This window comes from Virgifigura deserti (assembly GCA_003576685.1).
Taxonomy (GTDB): domain Bacteria; phylum Pseudomonadota; class Alphaproteobacteria; order Dongiales; family Dongiaceae; genus Virgifigura; species Virgifigura deserti.
Genome location: QOZR01000016.1, coordinates 57,975 through 76,707 on the forward strand (window position 1 = coordinate 57,975; position 18,733 = coordinate 76,707).

19 protein-coding genes and 1 riboswitch are annotated in these 18,733 nt (G+C 63.4%); of the genes, 8 read left to right on the forward strand and 11 right to left on the reverse strand.

Features of this window, described 5'->3' with window-relative positions; translation table 11 throughout:
• Positions 1–194: 194 nt before the first annotated feature.
• The 5 genes from cysC to DT069_RS22195 form a co-directional block, all read right to left on the reverse strand.
• Positions 195–2,108: an adenylyl-sulfate kinase gene (gene cysC / locus DT069_RS22175; RefSeq protein WP_425450466.1), complete on the reverse strand. Its 1,914-nt coding sequence runs from the start codon at positions 2,106–2,108 to the stop codon at positions 195–197.
• The gene (cysD, locus tag DT069_RS22180; protein WP_119462522.1) at positions 2,108–2,902 is read right to left on the reverse strand and encodes a sulfate adenylyltransferase subunit CysD; all 795 of its coding nucleotides are present in this window, start codon (positions 2,900–2,902) and stop codon (positions 2,108–2,110) included. The genes cysC and cysD overlap by 1 nt, the downstream gene beginning before the upstream one ends.
• Positions 2,903–3,065: 163 nt before the next feature.
• Positions 3,066–3,437 (reverse strand): cupin domain-containing protein, encoded by a 372-nt coding sequence (locus DT069_RS22185; RefSeq protein ID WP_425450467.1) that lies wholly within the window; start codon positions 3,435–3,437, stop codon positions 3,066–3,068.
• 169 nt (positions 3,438–3,606) lie between these two features.
• Positions 3,607–5,226, reverse strand: coding sequence for a BCCT family transporter (locus DT069_RS22190; protein ID WP_119462523.1), 1,620 nt, complete (start codon positions 5,224–5,226; stop codon positions 3,607–3,609).
• A gap of 85 nt (positions 5,227–5,311) precedes the next feature.
• Positions 5,312–5,728, reverse strand: coding sequence for a universal stress protein (locus DT069_RS22195; protein ID WP_119462524.1), 417 nt, complete (start codon positions 5,726–5,728; stop codon positions 5,312–5,314).
• 205 nt (positions 5,729–5,933) lie between these two features.
• Between DT069_RS22195 and DT069_RS22200 the strand changes: the two genes are divergently transcribed.
• The 4 genes from DT069_RS22200 to DT069_RS22210 all read left to right on the forward strand — a co-directional run bounded on the left by DT069_RS22200 (position 5,934) and on the right by DT069_RS22210 (position 9,221).
• Positions 5,934–6,407, forward strand: coding sequence for a hypothetical protein (locus DT069_RS22200; protein ID WP_425450473.1), 474 nt, complete (start codon positions 5,934–5,936; stop codon positions 6,405–6,407).
• A gap of 316 nt (positions 6,408–6,723) precedes the next feature.
• Positions 6,724–7,035 (forward strand): hypothetical protein, encoded by a 312-nt coding sequence (locus DT069_RS24750; protein ID WP_162913359.1) that lies wholly within the window; start codon positions 6,724–6,726, stop codon positions 7,033–7,035.
• A gap of 61 nt (positions 7,036–7,096) precedes the next feature.
• The gene (locus DT069_RS22205; RefSeq protein WP_162913360.1) at positions 7,097–8,095 is read left to right on the forward strand and encodes a phosphotransferase; all 999 of its coding nucleotides are present in this window, start codon (positions 7,097–7,099) and stop codon (positions 8,093–8,095) included.
• A gap of 79 nt (positions 8,096–8,174) precedes the next feature.
• A complete protein-coding gene (locus DT069_RS22210) occupies positions 8,175–9,221 on the forward strand; it encodes a class I SAM-dependent methyltransferase (protein ID WP_162913361.1) in 1,047 nt (348 codons plus the stop codon).
• A 16-nt stretch (positions 9,222–9,237) separates the two neighbouring features.
• Here the strand turns inward: DT069_RS22210 and DT069_RS22215 are convergent, their stop codons facing one another.
• From DT069_RS22215 to DT069_RS22235, 5 genes are all read right to left on the reverse strand, one after another.
• Positions 9,238–9,750 carry a 6,7-dimethyl-8-ribityllumazine synthase gene (locus tag DT069_RS22215; RefSeq protein ID WP_119462564.1) on the reverse strand — a complete coding sequence of 171 codons (513 nt, stop codon included), beginning with the start codon at positions 9,748–9,750 and terminating at the stop codon, positions 9,238–9,240.
• An 80-nt stretch (positions 9,751–9,830) separates the two neighbouring features.
• Positions 9,831–9,983: riboswitch (FMN riboswitch) on the reverse strand.
• 83 nt (positions 9,984–10,066) lie between these two features.
• Positions 10,067–10,819 carry a metallophosphoesterase family protein gene (locus DT069_RS22220; protein ID WP_119462527.1) on the reverse strand — a complete coding sequence of 251 codons (753 nt, stop codon included), beginning with the start codon at positions 10,817–10,819 and terminating at the stop codon, positions 10,067–10,069.
• Between the two features lie 3 nt (positions 10,820–10,822).
• Positions 10,823–11,539 (reverse strand): SOS response-associated peptidase, encoded by a 717-nt coding sequence (locus DT069_RS22225; protein WP_119462528.1) that lies wholly within the window; start codon positions 11,537–11,539, stop codon positions 10,823–10,825.
• Positions 11,540–11,552: 13 nt separating this feature from the next.
• Entirely contained in the window at positions 11,553–12,905 is a 1,353-nt protein-coding gene (locus tag DT069_RS22230) for an MFS transporter (protein WP_119462529.1), read from the reverse strand.
• A gap of 9 nt (positions 12,906–12,914) precedes the next feature.
• Entirely contained in the window at positions 12,915–13,706 is a 792-nt protein-coding gene (locus tag DT069_RS22235; RefSeq protein WP_119462530.1) for an SDR family NAD(P)-dependent oxidoreductase, read from the reverse strand.
• Between the two features lie 284 nt (positions 13,707–13,990).
• Here DT069_RS22235 and DT069_RS22240 point away from each other — a divergent pair, with 284 nt between their 5' ends.
• The 4 genes from DT069_RS22240 (at position 13,991) to DT069_RS22255 (ending at position 17,800) form a co-directional block, all read left to right on the forward strand.
• Positions 13,991–14,488: a PAS domain-containing protein gene (locus DT069_RS22240; protein ID WP_119462531.1), complete on the forward strand. Its 498-nt coding sequence runs from the start codon at positions 13,991–13,993 to the stop codon at positions 14,486–14,488.
• 162 nt (positions 14,489–14,650) lie between these two features.
• Positions 14,651–15,820 (forward strand): sensor histidine kinase, encoded by a 1,170-nt coding sequence (locus tag DT069_RS22245; protein WP_119462532.1) that lies wholly within the window; start codon positions 14,651–14,653, stop codon positions 15,818–15,820.
• 416 nt (positions 15,821–16,236) lie between these two features.
• Positions 16,237–16,491 carry a hypothetical protein gene (locus DT069_RS22250; RefSeq protein WP_119462533.1) on the forward strand — a complete coding sequence of 85 codons (255 nt, stop codon included), beginning with the start codon at positions 16,237–16,239 and terminating at the stop codon, positions 16,489–16,491.
• Positions 16,492–16,903: 412 nt separating this feature from the next.
• The gene (locus tag DT069_RS22255) at positions 16,904–17,800 is read left to right on the forward strand and encodes a hypothetical protein (RefSeq protein ID WP_425450468.1); all 897 of its coding nucleotides are present in this window, start codon (positions 16,904–16,906) and stop codon (positions 17,798–17,800) included.
• Positions 17,801–17,877: 77 nt separating this feature from the next.
• Here DT069_RS22255 and DT069_RS22260 read toward each other — a convergent pair whose 3' ends face one another.
• Positions 17,878–18,309: a hypothetical protein gene (locus DT069_RS22260; RefSeq protein WP_162913363.1), complete on the reverse strand. Its 432-nt coding sequence runs from the start codon at positions 18,307–18,309 to the stop codon at positions 17,878–17,880.
• Between the last annotated feature and the right edge of the window lie 424 nt (positions 18,310–18,733).

The following is an 18,733-nucleotide window of genomic DNA, read 5'->3' on the forward strand; positions in this document are numbered from 1 at the left end:
GCGCCGCAGTGACCGGGACCGCCTCCGCATGTCCGATAAAGCGGACATCATCGTGCGGAAGTCAGGTTCCGACTGTAGCGCGGGATGCTAAAGGCAAATGCTGTACGATTCGTTATCAGGACCGATAATGGTCGAAAATCTCTCCTGCAAGCCTCGCTAATATTCTTCTGCCGAGGCGTAGAGCCCCGACAAAATCAAGCTCCGTTGCCGTGATTTACTTTCAACAGAGAAAAATTCTCCTCAATATAGTGGAGAATTGTCGCGAGGCTCTGCTCCACCGACATGGCACCCGTATCGACGATGAGCTCGGCGGATTCGGGCGGCTCGTATGGCGCCGAGATGCCGGTGAACTCGGCGATCTCACCGCTGCGCGCTTTCTTGTAGAGCCCCTTCGGGTCACGCTGCTCGCAGGTCTCCACATCGGCCTGGATGTAGATCTCGTGCAGCCCGCCCTTCGCCGCCTCCCGGGCACGCTGGCGATCGGCGCGATAGGGAGAGATGAAGGCGGTGATGACGATCATCCCGGCATCGGCGAAGAGAGCGGCCACCTCGCCGACACGGCGAATATTCTCCGCACGGTCATCCGGCGAGAAACCCAGATTGGCGTTCAGCCCGTAGCGGACATTGTCGCCGTCAAGGACGTAGACCTGGTATCCCTTCCGGAACAGCTCCTGCTCGACCGCCATCGCGAGGGTCGACTTGCCGGCCCCGGACAGGCCGGTGAACCAGAGAATGCCGCCGCGGTGGCCGTTGCGCTCCGCCCGCGCGTCCGCCAGGACGCCGTGCTCGACCTTGTGGATGTTGCTCGACCGCTTGGTGACCAGCTCCCGCTGGTCGGGATAGCCTTCCATGTCGATGATGCCGCCAGCGACGATGTTGGTCCCGTCGCCGAGCACGAAACGCCCGGTGCGGGCGATGTGACGTCCCTCGTCCAGCGCGAGCAACGGCAGGCTGCGCAGAATCACGTCGGCGACACCATGCCGCGGCACCTCGACCGCCGGCTTGGCCGACAGGTCGTCGGCATCGAAGACGCGCTCGATCGCCTGGACCGTGACCCGCGCCTCACGCGTCGCAAGCTTCAGCAGATAGCTGTTGCCGACCTGCAGCGGCTCGTGGCCAAGCCAGAAGAGCCGGCCGCGAAAGACGTTGGTCTCGACCGGCGGATCCTGCTCGAGGCTGGCGATCTCGCCACGCTCGAGGAAGAGCTGGTCGTCGAGCGTGATGCCGATCGACTGTCCGGCATGGGCTTCCAAGACCGGCGCCGGGCTGTTCCAGCTCTCGATGCTGGCGATGCGCGCCGTCTTGTTGCTGGGCGAGAACAGGAGCTTGTCGCCTACCGAGAGACGGCCGCTCTCGACCCGCCCGACCAGGATACGCCGGTCGTCGAATTTATAGATGTCCTGGAGCGGCAGCCGGAGCGGCAGATCCGTCAGGCGCGCGGCCGGCTGAAAATTGTCCAGCGCCTCGATCAGGGTCGGGCCTTCGTACCACGGCATCAAGGCGGACCGCTCGACGATGTTGTCGCCGCCGCGCGCCGCGATCGGGATGAAGTAGCTGGGCGTGACGCCGATGCCCTCGAGATAGTCGGAGAACTCCCGGCGGATCGCGGCAAAGCGCGCCCCCGAATATTCCACCAGGTCCATCTTGTTGACGAGAACGACCAGTTGACGAATGCCGAGCAGATGCAGAAGAAAACCATGCAGCCGCGACTGCTGCTGCACGCCGTGCCCGGCATCGATCAGCAGGACCGCCGCCTCCGCGCTCGCCGCCCCGGTGATCATGTTCTTGATGAACTCGCGATGGCCGGGCGCGTCGATGATGACGTAGTCGCGCTTCTTGGTCTTGAACCAGATCTGCGCCGTGTCGATGGTGATGCCCTGGTCGCGCTCCGACTGGAACGCGTCCATCAGGAAGGCCCATTCGAACGGCATGCCGCGCCGCTCGCACATCGCCTTGATGGCGTCGAGCTTGCCGTCGGGCAGCGACCCGGTATCGTGGAACAGGCGGCCGACCAGCGTCGATTTGCCATGATCGACATGGCCGACGATGACGATGCGGAGCTGCTCCCGGAGCAGATCCGTGGCGGGAGAGACGGCCCGGCTCGACATTACATGTACCCCGCAGCGCGCAGCCGCTCGAAGGCGTCCTCGGTTTCCCGATCCATGGCCCGGCCGGCGCGCTCCGGCGCCCGTGTCACCTCGAGCTCGGTGATGATCGCCTCCAGCGTCGCGGCATCGCTGTCGATCGGAAAGGTGATGTCGCTGTCGCCGAGCGAGCGATAGCGCTTGCCGTTCTTGGCGAAATAGAGGTCGACCACGGGAATCCCTTCGCGCTCGATGTAACGCCAGATGTCGATCTCGGTCCAATGCAGCAGCGGATGCACGCGCAAATGCGTGCCCGGCGGCAGGTCGGTGTTGAAGTGGTCCCAGAACTCCGGCGGCTGATCGCGGAAGTCCCACTGGCCCGTATCGCCGCGCGGACTGAAGACGCGTTCCTTCGCCCGCACGCTCTCCTCGTCGCGGCGGATGCCGGCGATCACGCCGGTCAGCTTATGCCCGGCGATCGCGTTGCGCAGGCCCAGGGTCTTGCGTGCCGCGGAGCGGGCGTTGGGCGGCAGCGTCGGATCGACCTCCTCCACCGGCGGGCAGTCCTCGAGCACCAGGTTGAGGTTCCACTCGACGGCATAGCGGTCGCGGAACGCGTACATTTCCGGGAACTTCTTGCCGGTATCGATATGCATGACCGGGAACGGCACATGGCCGAGGAAGGCCTTGCGGGCCAGCCAGATCATGACATTGCTGTCTTTCCCCAGCGACCACAGCATCGCCAGCTTGTCGATGCGATTGAAGGCTTCGCGCAGGATGTAAACGCTTTGCGATTCGAGCTGGTCGAGATGGTCCATTGCGTCTCCGCGTGCTCTCTTTAGCCTGTCGTCCGATGCCCGACCCCGGCAGAACCGAGGAAGTACCGGAGGAAATCCGGTCATTATCGCTTCGGCGCCGGAGAAGCAAACGCTTCCAACGCACTTCTGCTCCTGTGACAGGCGAATATCTTGCCAGTGGTATCTATTTCGGGTTGGCGGGCTTGCCCCATTCGAAAACGGCGATGAGGCACCCTGGGCCGGTCCAGGAATTGTGCCGCGTGCCCGCCGCATAGCTGACGAAGTCTCCGACCTTGAATACACGCCCGTCGCTATCGGTAAGTTCCCCCTCGAGGATCAAAAAATCCTCGACCCCCGGATGATCGTGGGGAATGGTGACCGCCCCCGGCTCCATGCGCATCAGATAGCAGCCGTTGCCGCTCGCCCGGTCATAGCTGATCGGCAGCCAGCCCATCTCCGGCTGCTGCGGCCCATCCAAATCATAGGGCAGAAACTGGGCCGTCCCGGTCTCGATAACGCGCCGGCCCGGTAGATCCCTCGTCTGGTCCTTCGACATTCCGACCTCCCGGATTTCGCATGCGGTTTACCGAGCATACAGAACCCGACGGCGAGGCAAAGCCCCAGTGAGCCGGCCCCGCCGGTGAGCCGACGCCCACAACTGCGTGACGAGCAGTCAGGGGCGGCATGACCCACCGGGGAGGTCGTCGCGGAGCTCTCCGATAAAGCTATTTGCTCCTAGGCTCCGCGAGCAGACCCTTGACCAGCGCGACGCAGCCGAGCAGCAGAACCACGGTGAAGGGCAGCCCGGTCGATACCGAGGCCGCCTGCAGCGCTGCCAGGCCGCCGCCGAGCAGCAGGGCGATCGCCACCAAGCCCTCGAAGGTCGCCCAGAAGACGCGCTGGGCGACCGGGGCGTCGACCTTGCCGCCGGCGGTGATCGTGTCGATCACCAGCGAGCCGGAGTCCGAAGAGGTGACGAAAAACACGATCACCAGCACGATGCCGATGAAGGAGCTGATCGCCGCTATCGGGAGCTGCTCCAGCATGGTGAACAGTTGGAGCTCCAGGGCTGCATCGGCGATCTGGGTGTAGCCCTCGTTCACCAGGGTGATCGCGGTGCCGCCGAAGGCGGTCATCCAGAGCACGGACACGATGGACGGGATCAGCAGCACGGAGATGAGGAACTCGCGCACGGTGCGGCCGCGGCTGACCCGGGCGATGAACATGCCGACGAAGGGCGACCAGGAGATCCACCAAGCCCAGTAGAAGGAGGTCCAGCCCTGGCTGAAGTTCTCGTCCGAGCGCCCGAACGGATTGGAGAGCGCCGGCAGGTACTCGGCGTAGGCGACCAGATTACCGAAGAAGCCAGTGACGATCGCGAGCGTCGGCCCGAACAGGATGATGAACAGGAGCAGCAGGGCGGCCAGTACCATGTTGATCTCGGACAGGCGCTTGACGCCCGCGTCCAGACCGGCGACGACCGAGATCAGCGCGATCCCGGTGATGCCGGAGATCAGCAGCACCTTCGAAACATCGCTCACCGGGATGCCGAACAGATACTGCAGACCGGCGTTGGCCTGCTCCGCGCCCAAGCCAAGCGAGGTGGCCAGGCCGAACAGCGTGGCGAAGACCGCCAATGTGTCGATGATGTGGCCGGTCCAGCCCCACACGCGGTCTCCGAACAGCGGGTAGAATATGGAGCGGATGCTCAGCGGCAGGCCCTTGTTGTAGGAGAAGAGCGCCAGCGACAGCGCGACCACGGCATAGATCGCCCAAGGATGCAGGCCCCAGTGGAAGATCGTCGCTGCCATGCCCAGGCGCCGGGCCTCCAGCTCGTTGCCGGCCGCCCCGGCGAGCGGCGCCCAACTCTCCGGTGCTCCCGCGTCCGCCGCCATGGAGGAAGTATAGTGCGAGATCGGCTCGGAGACGCCGAAGAACATCAGGCCGATGCCCATGCCCGCCGCAAACAGCATGGAGAACCAACCGGCGTAGGAATAGTCGGGCGTGGCCTCCGTGCCGCCGATGCGCACGCGGCCGAGCGGCGAGATCATGATGCCGATCGCGACCAGCACGAAGATATTAGCGGCCAGCAGAAAGAACCAATCGAAGGTCGAGGTCACGGCCGGCAGTAGCCAGCCGAAGATCGCGGCGGCCTGCTCGGGCAGCGCTAGCGTGTAGAAGACAAAGGCCACGATGACGAGGCCCGAGATCAAGAAAACCGGGTTGTGAATGTCGAGTCCGAACGGCCCGAGCTTCGCTCGAATGTTGTCCTGGCCGACGACGTAGTCGGTCTGTACGACCGCGGACTCGCCTTCCGGAGTAACTGCCCCACCTGTATCACTCATAATTTCCCCCCAAGTTCGTTGGTCCCACGTTCGTTGGTTATGCCGTCGTTCGATCGGTCGCCGGGACCGATCCGATTACGCGCGCCTAGCGGACAACGAATACCGACACGTCGGCGTGCATCGCCACTGTGCCGGCGTTCGAAGCGAAGATGTGCTCGGGCAGACCGGGGATGTGCGACGCCATCACCACGAGGTCGGCGCCAACGTCCTTGATCGCCGCGAGCAGCTTTTCATCCAGGTCCACGGCCGGGTCATGGCTCGTATAGGCCTTCGCCTCGTGGCCGTTCAGGCCGCGGCTCCTAGCCTCCTCCGCAGCGAACGCATCAAGCTTCCTGGCATACTCCTGCGGCGTGCGCGCGACCTCGCTGGGCGTCGCCGTGGTGACGCCGACATAGCACACCGGGAGTCCGTAGGACTTGGAGAGATCGGCCGCGCTGGCCAGCGCCTTCTCCAGCCGATCGACATACGCCAAGTCCACGGGCACCATGATCTTCTTATACATCCGTTCCCTCTTTACTGATATTTCCCGGATGTCGCGCCGTAGCGGCCATGACGATAACCCGAACGAGACCGATCGGGAACCCCACGAACCGATTTCCCCACCAATTGACAGGAAAGCGGGTGACCGCCGAGACCTTCTCGGCACCAAATCGTGAGCGCGACGTTACTCCCGGGGAGCGCTATTGTAGTGGAGTCCTGTCGGTGTGATGGTCAAGCCGGCGTCGATGAAGCTGTTCCTCGACCTGGACGGCGTTCTCGCCGATTTCGACCGCGGCGTGAAGGCCGTGACCGGCAAGCGGCCGGAGCAGCTTCCGCTGAAGCAGATGTGGCGCGCCCTGGCGCAGGCGCCGGACTTCTACGGCACGCTCGAGATGATGCATGACGCCGAGATCCTTTGGGCGTTCTGCCGCCCCTATCACCCGACGATCCTGACCGGCCTCCCGCTCGGCAACTGGGCGCCGGACCAGAAGCGCCGCTGGGTCGCCCGCATGCTCGGAGCGGAGGTCCGGGTGATCACCTGCATGAGCCGCGATAAGCACAACTTCTCCGGCCCGAGCCACGTCCTGGTCGACGATCGGGCGAGCATTCGCGAGCCCTGGGAGCGCGCCGGCGGCATCTTCATCCTCCACGTCAGCGCCGAACACTCGATTCGCGCGTTGAAGGCACTCGGTTTTCGGTAGCGGATTTAGTTCCCGGCCGACTCCATCCCGGAATATTAATTGTAATCACCTCCGCCGGGCAAAAAATGCGCCCCCCTCAGTTCTTCGGAATACATCCCCACGCCCGATGAGGATATGGCCGTTGCGGCGAGCGACTCGATTTTTCTCGTGGACGGAAGAATAACGCCATGTAACAATAATGACACAATTCGGTCATCGATTCTAAAAAAAATCTTAACATATGTTAACGGAGAGATGACCGCGGCATGCGACGGTGGTGGGTTCTACGAGGCCGAAAACGCCAGGATAAAGGGCTTGCGGGGCGGAAAGCAGGGCCATGCTGCTCTACACAGCGACGTTCCGGGACTGGTTCAACCGCCACTTGAGCAGCCATGCCTGCGGCATTGTCAATGACGGGATGGACTCTTATGCGAGCCTGATCCCGAATCATTCGAGGCTCTTCAACCGCTTCGCCCCTGAAATCTGGTCGACGGCAGCCAAGGACGCCGAGCGGGCCGGATACGACAACGTCTTCGAATATATCGCCCGTTGGCGCTGCGCCGACAAGGTCGCCGAATGGCCCGACGTCGAAACGCTCATGGTTTGGTATGCCTGCGAGCGTGCCGCGCGCGAGGTGGCCGGTGAATAGAGGTCTCGCCCGCAGCAGTCGGCTCCAAGCGCCGAGCCTAGCTGGAGACGCGGCTCTTGAGGTGCCGCTTTCGTCAGGCAGGGATGCCTCCGTCGTTACCCGCGGTGATGGCGATGGCGGCGGTGCCGCAGACCTGACGAACGAGCAGCTTCGCGAGGTGCTTCGGCATCATTGCGCTCTTTCGCCTTCGGCGTCGGTGTCGATCGAGAAGACGAGCCGGATCTATTCGACGATCTGGTCGGCGACGATCTCGGAGAACGGCTCGCGCCGGACACATATCCTGAAGCAGGCAGGGAAGCGCGCGGAACGGCAGGTTTGGCTAAGCCAGAGGGCGGACAGGCTCTTCTTCGACCAGCCTTTCCATGCATCGCCCGGCTTGGCCTACGAACCCGGATACGACCTGACCATCGCCCGGCTTTATCCCGGCCGCAGCCTCGAGGCGCTGATGGCGGAGGGCGGCATTCCCGATCCCTTCCGCTGGTATCGGGACCTGTCCCGGAGGCTGGGCCTGGCCGGTATCTGGCTGAAACACTATCACCGTGCCGAACGGCGCATCGGCTCCGTATCCGGCCCCTTGATGGCCTATCTGGAACAGAGGCGCGATCAGCTCGACCACCTCCCGGCGCTATGCCGTCAACGGCTGCTCGGGCTGGTGGAAAGCGATCTCGTCGACGACATCGTCGTCACTCATAGCGACTTCTCGCCAGGCAACATACTGTCCGATGGGCGAACACTTTGCGTCATCGATTTCGGAATAAAAGAGTGGACGGAGATGTCTCCATGGTGGGACGTCGTGACGATTCTCACCGCGCTCGACCGTTACTTCCTGTTCAGAAGAACCTGCCCGGTCTACTGGATTCGGCCCCTCCTATCCCGCTTGAAGTCTACCTTCTGGACCGCCTATTCGAGCCGGCCGCCACACGATCAGCGGTCGTTCCTGGCATGCGCCGCCGTGCGGCATTTCTCCTTCGCCGGGGACCTATCCCCGAAGGCGCTTGACGGGAGTCCGCGGTCCCGATGGCATTTGGCCCAACTCGAGCAGATATTGGACAAGCTGTAGCTCCCCCTGCGCATAACAGCGATCTGCCCGGGCAACCTATCTGGTCGGCCGGTGCGTAGAACCATGAGGAATTGATTTCTTGAGCGACAAAGCCACCGACCTGTTTGCGAGCCCATGCTGCAAGGCAAAACTTACGAGACAGGAGACGCGCCTGGAATGCGTTGCCTGCGGGCACCCCTACGCGGTCGAGGACGGTCTTTTCAAATTCACCACCGGGACGAGCTCTCACGGTGAATTCTCGTCCGAGGAGATGGCGGAGCTGCTGAAGCTCGCGAAGACCGATGGCTGGAAGTCGGCCCTGGAGCGCTATATCCGCCCCAGGCGACCGCGCGCCGTTCAATTGCTGACCGATCCCCGGCGGTACAACTCCATAGAGCCGCTCAAAGCCGTCAAGAATGGGCGGGTTCTCGACTTCGGCTGCGGCTTGGGCGGCGTATCCCTGGCGCTTGCGACGGCTTTCGAAGAAGTCGTCGCCCTGGACGGATCGGAGGATCGCGTGTCCCTCCTCAACGTCATTCGACGCGAGGAGAACCTCGACAACATCGTTCCGGTCTGCCACATCGATCCCGCGAACCTGCCGTTCCCCGACAGCCATTTCGATGCCGTCCTGCTGATCGGGGTTCTGGAGTACCTGCCGCAGAGTCTGCCGGACGATACGGTCGAAGCGGCCCACGAGAAATGCCTTAAGGAATTCCACCGCATACTGCGCCCCGGCGGCAGCTTGCTGATCCACACGAAGAACCGCTTCGGATGGCAATATTGGCTGGGTGAGCGAGACCATTCCGGATTGCGTTTCGCCCCGATCCTTCCGGTCTCACTCACTGATCTGATCGCCCGGACCGTCAAGGGCCGGCCTTACCGGATCATCAACTACAGCGGTGGGGGATACAGAAAGCTCATGCGCAAGGCGGGCTTCGACAGCGTCGCGCTCGGATGGCCCGTCCCCGGCTACCAGACCCCCGATTATCTGCTGAGCCTGGAAGGCAGGATGCTCGGCGAATTGAGGAAAATCGCTCCCGATTATCACTCGATCGGGAAGCGCCTCGCCCTCCACGCCTTGGGCTTGACGGGCCTCTTGCGCTATGTCGTTCCGCATTACAGCGTCATGGCGACAAAGCGACGGTAGTTAAATCACCGGCGCCCTACGCACAGAGCTGTTTCAAGCGGCTCATGGCCTTGAGGGTGCTCGCGCATGCGGCCGCGGCTTCGGCGCCCTTCACGAGGAAATGCTCGCGAAAGAATTTCCGGTGCTCGTCATGGTCATGAAAGCTTTGCGGCGTGAGGACTGCCGAGATGACCGGGACCTCGGTTTCGAGCTGAACACGCATCAGCGAACTGATCACCGCATCGGCCACGAACTCATGCCGATAAATGCCGCCGTCGACGATGAAGCCGGACGCCACGATGGCGGCATATCGTCCGCTCTTCGCAAGAATCTTCGCGTGTAGGGGGATTTCGAATCCTCCGGGGACCTCGAAGAAATCAATCCGGCTTTCCGGACATCCGAGCTTCGCCATTTCGGCAACGAAGGCCAGGCGACACTGATCGACGATGTCCTTGTGCCAGCAGGATTGTATGAACGCGACGCGACCGGCCTCGTCACCCGGCGTCGCGCGTTCGGTTGGATCGATCGTTTCTGGATAGCGCTGATTCATGGCGGCTTCCTCGTAACTTAGGACCAGAATCAGGGCGCACGGGCTCTGGAAAGGCGACGCGAATCGCCAAACCGAAGACATCCCGCTCTCTTCCATCCGGACTGTGACCGTCGGCTTCGGAGTCGCACCGAATCTGCTGACCTCGCCGATGATGATCGGCGAGCGCTCGCGGGCTTATGCGATTTCTCGCAATCACCGCCGGTGGGGACTTCCACCCCGCCCCGAGAACGTTCGCCACCCGGACAGGCTGCCCAGGCGACCCGGATCATGTACGGCGATTCCGCCGGCGCGGCAACGGATTTTCATCGGCACCCGATTAAGAGTGCCTAACAGCCCCTATCCGCGCCCTGCAGATCGGCGGCTCGATCGTCTCGCCAGCCTCGTCGACGACGGCGCCGAGTCCGACGCCGTGGACCGTGGCGCCGCTCGGCAGGCGCGCGGTGTAGTGGCTGTGGTGATGACCATGGAAGACGGTCTTCACCCCCATCGCCTCCGCCAGCCGGTCGATCACCGCCCAGCCCAGCGGACGGCCGAACCGCCGCATCGTCGTCGGCGCTTCATGGCTGACGAGCACGTCGGCCTGCTGTCGAAGCAGGATGGCGTAATCCTCGTGCCAGATCGAAACTCGGTGCCGCCGCGGCAGGCCGTCCCGCCAGCGCTGGCGCGGTGTGAGCGACTCCAGGAAAGCAGCCCGTGTCGGCCAGACGGGCGCCTGATCCGGATGCCAGATCTTGTAGCGGAATACGCCACCCAGACCGGCGATCCGGCATACCGTCCCAGGCCCGCAGGTTTCCCCGCCGGTTTCGACCACACGAGCGTTCAGGTTGCGGTCCGCAAGCGCGGAATTGAACGCATGGTCGTACCAGGCGTCGGAGTTGCCCTCGTGATTGCCGGCGATCCAGTAGACAGTCGTGCCGGCGGCCGTGACGGGCCGGAGCACGACATCAAGCGGCCGGTCGAGATCGTAATCGCCGAGCAGAACGACAGCGTCCGGCCGGCAGCGTTCCGCAGCCCGAAGGACCGGCTCCCAGTGCCCATGCGGATCACCGCAATAGAGCGTGCGGGACACCCGTCAGCCCCGGCTTGCCGCAAAGAGATCGCCGGCGGGGCCGTCGTCGAGCGGAGCGAGCAGCTCCGCGTCGTCGTTGCGGGGGTTGTTGACGCGCGGATCGACCGGATAGGCCGTCATCGGCTCCGCGTGATAGGGCTTCAGCAAGGCCAGCGCGGGCTCGACCGCCGCCTCCCCTTCCCCGAGCCACAGCGCGTAATCGCCCGGATCGAGAATGACCGGCATCCGGTCGTGGATCGGGCCGACCAGCGCGTTCGCCTCGGTGACGATGATTGTGAAGGACTCGATTGTCTCGCCCTCCGCCCCGCGCCAGCGGTCCCACAGCCCGGCGAAGGCGAAGGGCGCGCCTTCCTTCATGGCGATGCGATAGGGCTGCTTGTGCTTGCCGACCGGCCGCCATTCATAGAAGCCGTCCGCCGGCACGAGGCAGCGATGCGACTTGAGAAGGCGGCGGAAGGCCGGCTTCTCGGACACCGTCTCGGCCCGGGCGTTGATCATGCTGTAGCCGCTCTTCGGCTCCTTCGACCAGGAGGGCACCAGCCCCCAGCGGAGCATCGCCAGCGCGCGGCCCTCCCTCTCCTCCGCGTCCCGGCGCACGACCGGCGCATCCTGCGAAGGCGCAAGATTGTAGCGCGGCGGCAGGTTTAGCGATGGCCGCTTAAGGTCGAAGATATCCTGCAAAGCCGACGGGGACTTGGTCAGCGTATAGCGTCCGCACATGGCAAGCCTCCCCTCAATGTTTCGCACCCTTGCCGATAACCATCCGATCCGCCTCGTGCAACGCCCAGGCGGCAGCGGCGCCCGCGAGCGCCAGAAGCGCCAGGAGCGCGATCAGCGCCGGCACGCCGATCAGCGCCGCGAGCAGGCCCAGCGCGCCGGCGGCCAGCGTGACGACCCCGACCGCGCTATTGGCGAAGGCGACATAGAGCGGCCGGTCGCGCTCGGGCGCAGCATCGACGAGATAGGTCTTGCGTCCAACCCGGACACCAGCCTGGGCTGCACCGATCAGAATGAAAATCGGTGCATAGACATACTGGTTCCATGCGGCCGGCGGCAGGAGCGCCAGGCCAAGGGCAAAGAAACCGGCCGCCGCCGCGACGAGGCCGGACAGCGCCATCACCCGGCGGCTGGATTTGTCCGCCAAGGCGCCCCAGACCGGATTCGACAGCACCTCCGCCAGGCCCAAGGCGAAGATATAGGCCGCGAGCGCACCAAGATTTTCGTCGCTGAGCCCCTGGGCGTGGAGCGCGAAGAATGGCGTCGCCACCTCGACGGCGACAAGCAGCGCCCGCGCGACGAGAAACCGCCGATAGCCCGGCACGTCGCGGACGAGCCGGAAGCCGCTCCGCACTTCGCGGATCATGCTGCGCCCCCCCTCGGTCGCGCCGGGCAACTCGATAACGACCGCAAATGCGATGGCGGCAAAGGCCCAGAGCGCCGCCGCAACGGCGAGCAGAAGAGCATAGGACCCGACGCTCGCTTCGTCGGACAGGACCGACTTCAGGAGGATCGCCGCAGCGAGCGTCAGGGCACCGCCGATTGCGGCGCGCTGTGCGAGCAGCCGCCCCCGCTTTCCCTGTGGAACGGTCTTGCCAACAACGTCCTGGAACGCGACCGAGCCCATGCCGCTTACCACGCTGAAGATGGAAAGAAACGCGACGATCGCGAGACCGGCGGCGGTCGGCGGCAGGGCCAGCGCCGCAACCGCCATCAGCAGCAGCATCGCGGCCTGGATGGCACCGGCCCCGACCCACACCCATTTTCGGCGGCGGATCCGGCGGATCTGCCCGGCGACCGCAAGTTGCGGCAGGAGCGATCCAGCTTGCCTGGCCGGAACCAGCAGGCCGACAAGACCGGTCGGCGCGCCGATCGCCGAGAGCAGCCAGGGCAGCACCAGCCCCGGGCTCGCGAGCTGCTCGGCCAGCTTGGTCGCGGCGCCGTTGGCGACGTTCAGAAGGAAGTTGCGCGGAACGTCGGTGCAGGCCTGCGCGGGAATCGCGGCGCAGCCACGCTCCTCCATATCGCCGCCGAGAAATTCGTAGGCACGGTCGAGGGTGGTGGGCGGGGAAACGGAGCGATCGGTCATGGCGGCCGATCAGTAATAGAGCTCGGCGGGACCCTTGTATTCCTGGATGATATTCCCGCCATCGACGACAATCGACTGTCCCGTGACATAGCTCGCGGCCTCCGACGCCAGAAAGGCGATTACCTCGCCCACCTCCTCCGGCCGCCCGGAGCGGCCCATTGGGGTGTTCACCCCACCGGCTCTCTCGCCCTCCGTCGTGGAGCCGGTCGCGATCCAGCCCGGCGCCACCGCATTCACCGTGAGCCCATGCCGCGCAACCTCGATCGCCAGACTGCGCATCATCCCGTCCATGCCGGCCTTCGCGGCGCTGTAGGCGGCGTCGCCGGGATTGCTCACCAGAGGGCCGGTGACCGACGAAACATTGATGATCCGCCCGTAGCCCTGGTCGATCATGCCCGGGAGAACGGCACGGGTGACGTTGAAGGTGGTCTTCAGGTTTCGAGCGATGCCGCGATCCCATTCCGCCTCGTCGAGCTCGACCATGTTCCGGAAGACCTGACTGCCGCCGATCTGCGCCATGCCGGCGTTGTTGACGAGGATGTCGATCCGGCCATAGCGCTGCAGCGCCGCGTCGATCAGGGATCGGGCCTGCGCGCCGTCGGTGAGATCGGCGACGAAGCCCACGGCGTCATGGCCGGCGCCGGTCAATGTGGCGGTCCGCTCCTCGATCCGCGCCGTCGTCGAGGTGACGGCAAGCCGGGCGCCTTCGCGGGCGAAGATCTTCGCCGTGGCAAAGCCGATGCCCGCGGGACCGCCCGCCCCTGTGATCAGCGCAACACGATTCTTGAGTGTCTCCGACATGACTTACCGCCTGGTGGTGGATGTAGCCCGGCATGATCCCGCAGACATGGCCCCACCAGCCAAAATTCTACCAGGAGAATATCGCAAAATATCTTGTGTCATTCTTGTGGCACAACTTATACTTGCAACGATTCGGCGCTCGGCATATCGGCAGCAGATGCATAGGAAAATGCAAGCCTCGCTGACGCCATCTGTGCTACACCGCGAGGCCCTGCAAGCCCGACCGCAATGCGGCGGAGCCACGTCGCAGGAACGCAAAACCCAGGCCAGCCGTTTAACGTGTCATGCCCGTCGACGAGCTCGATCGCGATCTTCAGCAGCACCCGAAGCTGGCCCAACTGTTGGACCTTTGGAACCGGAAACGCGGCGGCCGATCGATGCCGGCGCGCCGCGATATCGATACGATCGAACTCCGCGAATGGCTGGGCAACCTGATCCTCGTGGACGTGGCCGAAGATAACGGCGGCGTCTATCATTACCGAGTCTATGGCACGAAACTGGTCGACCTGTTCGGGTATGAGCTGACTGGCAAGGCCGTCAGCCATTTCGCGTCGATGCGCCAGCCGCTGATCGCCGGCGATTACGACCGCGTCCGGCGCGACAAAACGCCGGTATATTTCGACCGGCAGGGCGTGGCGCGTGGCGAGGCCGTGCGGATCCAGACCCTGGCGCTTCCCTTGTCTTCCACGGGCGCCGAGGTCGAGATGATCCTGGCCGCGGTCTATGCTGCGCCCCTCAAGCGGTCCCGTCAGCGGGCCGCCCCCCCGACCGCGGACTTGTGAGCGACCGCCGAGTCGATCTGACTCCTTCTTCCAGAGATGTCACGTCCAGGCCGATGCAGACCATGGACAGGCCCGGCTGGACACTCTTAAGCTGCGGATTTGCACCACAGCTTTGTCGGGTCCCCTGGTCGGGAGCTTTTCGCTTCGGGTGGCATTCAGGCGATGGCAGATCACGCCCGCAAGATCAACCGCGACAGGCTTCTCGAACAGATGACCGCGATTGCGCGCTTCGGCGGGCACGCGCTTCGTACCGACGATCTTCAAGCATTGCTGCAGGAGGCCTCGGCGCTCGCCGCGAAGGGCTTGGGCGTAACGCGGGCGATGATATTGGAAATCGAGTTCGAAGGGCAGTCACTGCTCGTGCGCGCCGGCATCGGCTGGCACCCTGGCGTGATCGGCAAGCTCAGCATCGGCGCAGGTAGCCGGTCGCCGGCCGGCCACGCCCTGCAGACCGGAAAGCCGGTAGCATCGGAGGATTTGGACGCCGAGGCACGGTTCGCTGTGCCGGAGGTGCTGCGCGAGCACGGCGTCAAGAGCGTGGCCAATGTCGTCATCAAGGGCGGCGGACGCCCGTTCGGCGTGCTCGAGATCGACAGCGACGAACGGCGCCGATTCACCCGTGAGGATATCGGCTTCCTGCAAAGCTACGCCAACCTTCTCGCGGCGGCGATCGATCGCCTGCGCACGAGCCGAGAGCTGGCGGCGGCGCGGGACGAGGCCGCGCTCCTGCTCCGCGAGCTGCAGCATAGGGTCAAGAACAATCTCCAGACGATCACATCGATCGTGCGGATTCAGAAGACGCTCTCGCGGAATCCCGAGGCGCAGCGGAGCTTCGAGACCTTGATGAACCGGCTGACCGCGCTGAGCCTGGTGCACAAGCAGCTCTATATCCACAACGGGGCGCGGCGCATTGCGCTGAATGGCTATCTCGAGGAGCTCTGCTCGAACCTGATCACCGCGGGCAATCTCGGCGCGGACGACATCAAGCTCGATCTCCGCCTGGAGCGCGTGGTCGTGCCTGTCGACATCGCATCCTCCCTCGGCCTGATCGTGAACGAGTTCGTCACCAACAGCATGCAGCACGCCTTCCCCGACCGACATGGGACCGTCATGGTCGCCCTGGCGCCGGTCGACCCCGGCAAGGTACGGCTCGTGCTGGCCGACAACGGCGTAGGTCGGTCGCAGGCGGAGACGGCAGGCGAGCCGGTTGCACCGTCTGGGCTCGGCCTGCAGCTGATCAAGAGCCTCACCGGCCAGATCGGCGGCACCATCGAATGGACCCGAAGCGTTGAGGACAGAGGCACCGAGGCGATCCTGACCTTTCCCGTTTGACGGTCGACCCGCGCCGACCGAAGAACGGCAACCGCAGCCCACCGACTCCGATATAGAGTAATAAGAAATGATTACTTGGGGCCGTTTCCAAATAGGTTTGGAGGAGTCCCCATCTTGTCATTGCCGGACCTGCCCGAACTTGATCCGAGGGTTGACCCGGCAATCCAGGCGGCCACGGCAGGATGGATGCCCGGATTAAGTCCGGGCATGGCACTGAATAAATATCCAGACACAATATTAGTCCTTGTTAGCAATATTTCATGAGAGGAGATTGAGAAATAGCTTGCCATCTGCCGGTCATATCGAGAAAAGCGAACCTTCCTTCCGCACAGATTGCGACCCTTGATATTTTGGCCGATGACAGTATGTAGGGCTTGTGCGTTGGCACAATTGTCATCTGCTGAAAGGAGATTGATTTGGCGTTTGAATTCGAAACACTGATTCTCGACGACGAACAGGAAAGCACCGAGGAGTGGTGCCGCGAGCGCGGTCTGAAAATGCAGATCGTCATGGAAAGAAACGTACGTTACCGCAAGCCAAATGTCGGCTTTCTGGATGCGCCGATGAAGCTGGTGCGGGTCTACAACATGACCCATGAGCAGAAAGAAGATTGGCTTCATGCGAGCCAGTTGACACCTGAGCGCACGCAATCCTACGGCCGCGGGAGATAGCAGCCGACGGTCCGGGCCGGCACCGGCCCTGATCCCAATCCGGTCTTAGCACCTATCGGGCCTATCGGGCCTCTCTCCCCTCATTCTCCTTATCCCGTTCTGAAGCGGTGGTTCACCATGCCGGCGAGTAGTGCGCCCGCTGGCATGGCTTGAGCCTATGGCAGATCGAAATGGCGCGTGGCAGCCGATCCAGCGTCGAACTTTCAGAGTCCTACAAGCCAAGCCGGAACCCGAAGCCGGAACCTATGACCACGAAAGAGCGATATTATGTGTCAGAACTGTTACAGCAAAGGCGGCGAGCAGCGTTGAGCCAGGATAATGGCTGTGGCGCAGCCTTGTTCTGCATTCGTCAGGGGGGGCCGGAAGATGTGGAACCATGCCGCAAAACGTCTCTCGCTCTTCGATCCTTGATTTGGCTTTCAGCCTCGCCGTCGCGGCCATCATCGTCGCCGCCATATTCTACCTGCATTACGACGATCCGGTCTGCTATGTCCGTCTGATCTCCGAGGACTCCTACGGCGAGTACGCGACGTCGGCCGGCTTCGCCTTTGCCGGAATATTACTCGTCACGCTGGCGTTTCGGGACGGGCCAGGGTTACGGCGTTGGGTGTGGGCCTTCATGGGCGCGGCCGCCCTCGTGATCGCAGCAGAGGAGATCAGCTGGGGCCAGAGAATCTTCGGCATCGCGCCTCCGGACGCGTTCATCGAAGCGAACACGCAGAAGGAGATGAATCTCCACAACCTGGGCGCAGTCTGGGAAGTGAACAAAAGGCTTCACCAGATTGCCGCTTACCTGATCCTCGGCTGGCTCGTCCTGTCCGTCGTCTTGTCGCTCGCAGCTCCCGCCCTGAAGCAACGGCTGCTCGATAGCGGCGTGCCGCTGATCCCGCTCGGCCTTGTGCCCCTGTTCCTGCTGCCTCCGCTCTTCGTGCTGAACTGGACCATCGTCAAAAGCGACGAGATCGCCGAGCTGACGCTCGCGCTGGCCGCCGTCGCCTGGGCCGCCCGTCTGTTCGTCCGCGAGGTCGGGATCGGGCCTCCGGCGTCGTGGCGCGGCGCGGGCGCCATGGCCGGCGCCTTCCTCCTCGTGGTGACGGCATCCACCCTGCTGACCCATCAGTTTCCCGGCGCGCTGGGGTGGCGGCTCAACATGACGGCCGCGCGAGACTATCCGCGGCTCGGCATGTACGACCAGGCGGAGGCGCTCTTCGACTACATCCTCGCACAGCCGGAACATATCCGCCCGGATACGCGGTCGAACTATGAAGAGGTGTTGAGGCTCGCCGCGCTGGAAGAGCGGCGGAAATAGACATAAGGCCGGGCGATGTCTGAGATCATGGAACGGAGTTCGAGCTCGGCAGCAGACCTGCGTGACCCTTCACGGCCTTAGAACCGCCGCATGACCGGATTCCCGTCGAACGTCATCGCCGCATTTTGGAAGACCGTTTGCCACGGAATATCCGTGTCGGCGCATCCGGCGTCTACCATGCTGATGCGGTTTTGCGGGCTGTAGGCGAAGAACAAACCGCGCCCGATGTTGGTCCTCGCCACGATGACATCGGCCTGTCGAAACCATTCCTTGAGCACGGCCATTCCCATCGCGGAGCCGTCCATCATGACGACGCCACAGGTCTTCAAGTGTCCGGCATTGTTGAACGCCTTGTGATAGACCGTCACCGAAACGGAGTCGTAATCCATGGTGAAATCGTAGGTTTTCCCTCGGTATGAACTGTCAGCGGCAAGCTTGCTATAGCCTTGATAGCGAGACTGGCAGGCCGCCAGAGACATTATGACCGCGCCCAAAAACGCAATACGCATGACTCAATTACATAGTCCACGCATTACTCACTCCCATTTCCCAAGTCAGAGGAAAATTATAATATCTTCCATTCGACTTCCGAGATGACCACAATCTTCACCTCCATACCGCAACACAGGCCAATTCTCGGTTCCGATCGAGCGCAACCAGCGACTCCCGCGCATCGGTTCCCAGCGGTAGGCGGGGGCCGGCTGCACCCGCAGGGCCGACGGCTGATCGAGATGCTCTTTGTCGCAGCGATCGCCGCACCGGAACGCAAGCGGCCGAGAAACGGAAAGCCGCCCGAATGCAGTTTTCCTAAGTTATTGAAATTATTGGTAGCGGAGGAGCGATCCGGTCGATATCACAACATCCGCCCGCAGCGGATATACGTTCGATTTCAGCACTGAGCGGCTGTCGCCCGGTGATAATCCCATCGGCAAG

What these genes read in the sequence shown, in the direction of transcription:
- cysC (WP_425450466.1), bottom strand. Translation starts at nt 2,108, where the DNA reads ATGTCGAGCCGGGCCGTCTCTCCCGCCACGGATCTGCTCCGGGAGCAG.
- cysD (WP_119462522.1), bottom strand. Translation starts at nt 2,902, where the DNA reads ATGGACCATCTCGACCAGCTCGAATCGCAAAGCGTTTACATCCTGCGC.
- DT069_RS22185 (WP_425450467.1), bottom strand. Translation starts at nt 3,437, where the DNA reads ATGTCGAAGGACCAGACGAGGGATCTACCGGGCCGGCGCGTTATCGAG.
- DT069_RS22190 (WP_119462523.1), bottom strand. Translation starts at nt 5,226, where the DNA reads ATGAGTGATACAGGTGGGGCAGTTACTCCGGAAGGCGAGTCCGCGGTC.
- DT069_RS22195 (WP_119462524.1), bottom strand. Translation starts at nt 5,728, where the DNA reads ATGTATAAGAAGATCATGGTGCCCGTGGACTTGGCGTATGTCGATCGG.
- DT069_RS22200 (WP_425450473.1), top strand. Translation starts at nt 5,934, where the DNA reads ATGGTCAAGCCGGCGTCGATGAAGCTGTTCCTCGACCTGGACGGCGTT.
- DT069_RS24750 (WP_162913359.1), top strand. Translation starts at nt 6,724, where the DNA reads ATGCTGCTCTACACAGCGACGTTCCGGGACTGGTTCAACCGCCACTTG.
- DT069_RS22215 (WP_119462564.1), bottom strand. Translation starts at nt 9,750, where the DNA reads ATGAATCAGCGCTATCCAGAAACGATCGATCCAACCGAACGCGCGACG.
- DT069_RS22225 (WP_119462528.1), bottom strand. Translation starts at nt 11,539, where the DNA reads ATGTGCGGACGCTATACGCTGACCAAGTCCCCGTCGGCTTTGCAGGAT.
- DT069_RS22230 (WP_119462529.1), bottom strand. Translation starts at nt 12,905, where the DNA reads ATGACCGATCGCTCCGTTTCCCCGCCCACCACCCTCGACCGTGCCTAC.
- DT069_RS22235 (WP_119462530.1), bottom strand. Translation starts at nt 13,706, where the DNA reads ATGTCGGAGACACTCAAGAATCGTGTTGCGCTGATCACAGGGGCGGGC.
- DT069_RS22240 (WP_119462531.1), top strand. Translation starts at nt 13,991, where the DNA reads ATGCCCGTCGACGAGCTCGATCGCGATCTTCAGCAGCACCCGAAGCTG.
- DT069_RS22245 (WP_119462532.1), top strand. Translation starts at nt 14,651, where the DNA reads ATGGCAGATCACGCCCGCAAGATCAACCGCGACAGGCTTCTCGAACAG.
- DT069_RS22260 (WP_162913363.1), bottom strand. Translation starts at nt 18,309, where the DNA reads ATGCGTATTGCGTTTTTGGGCGCGGTCATAATGTCTCTGGCGGCCTGC.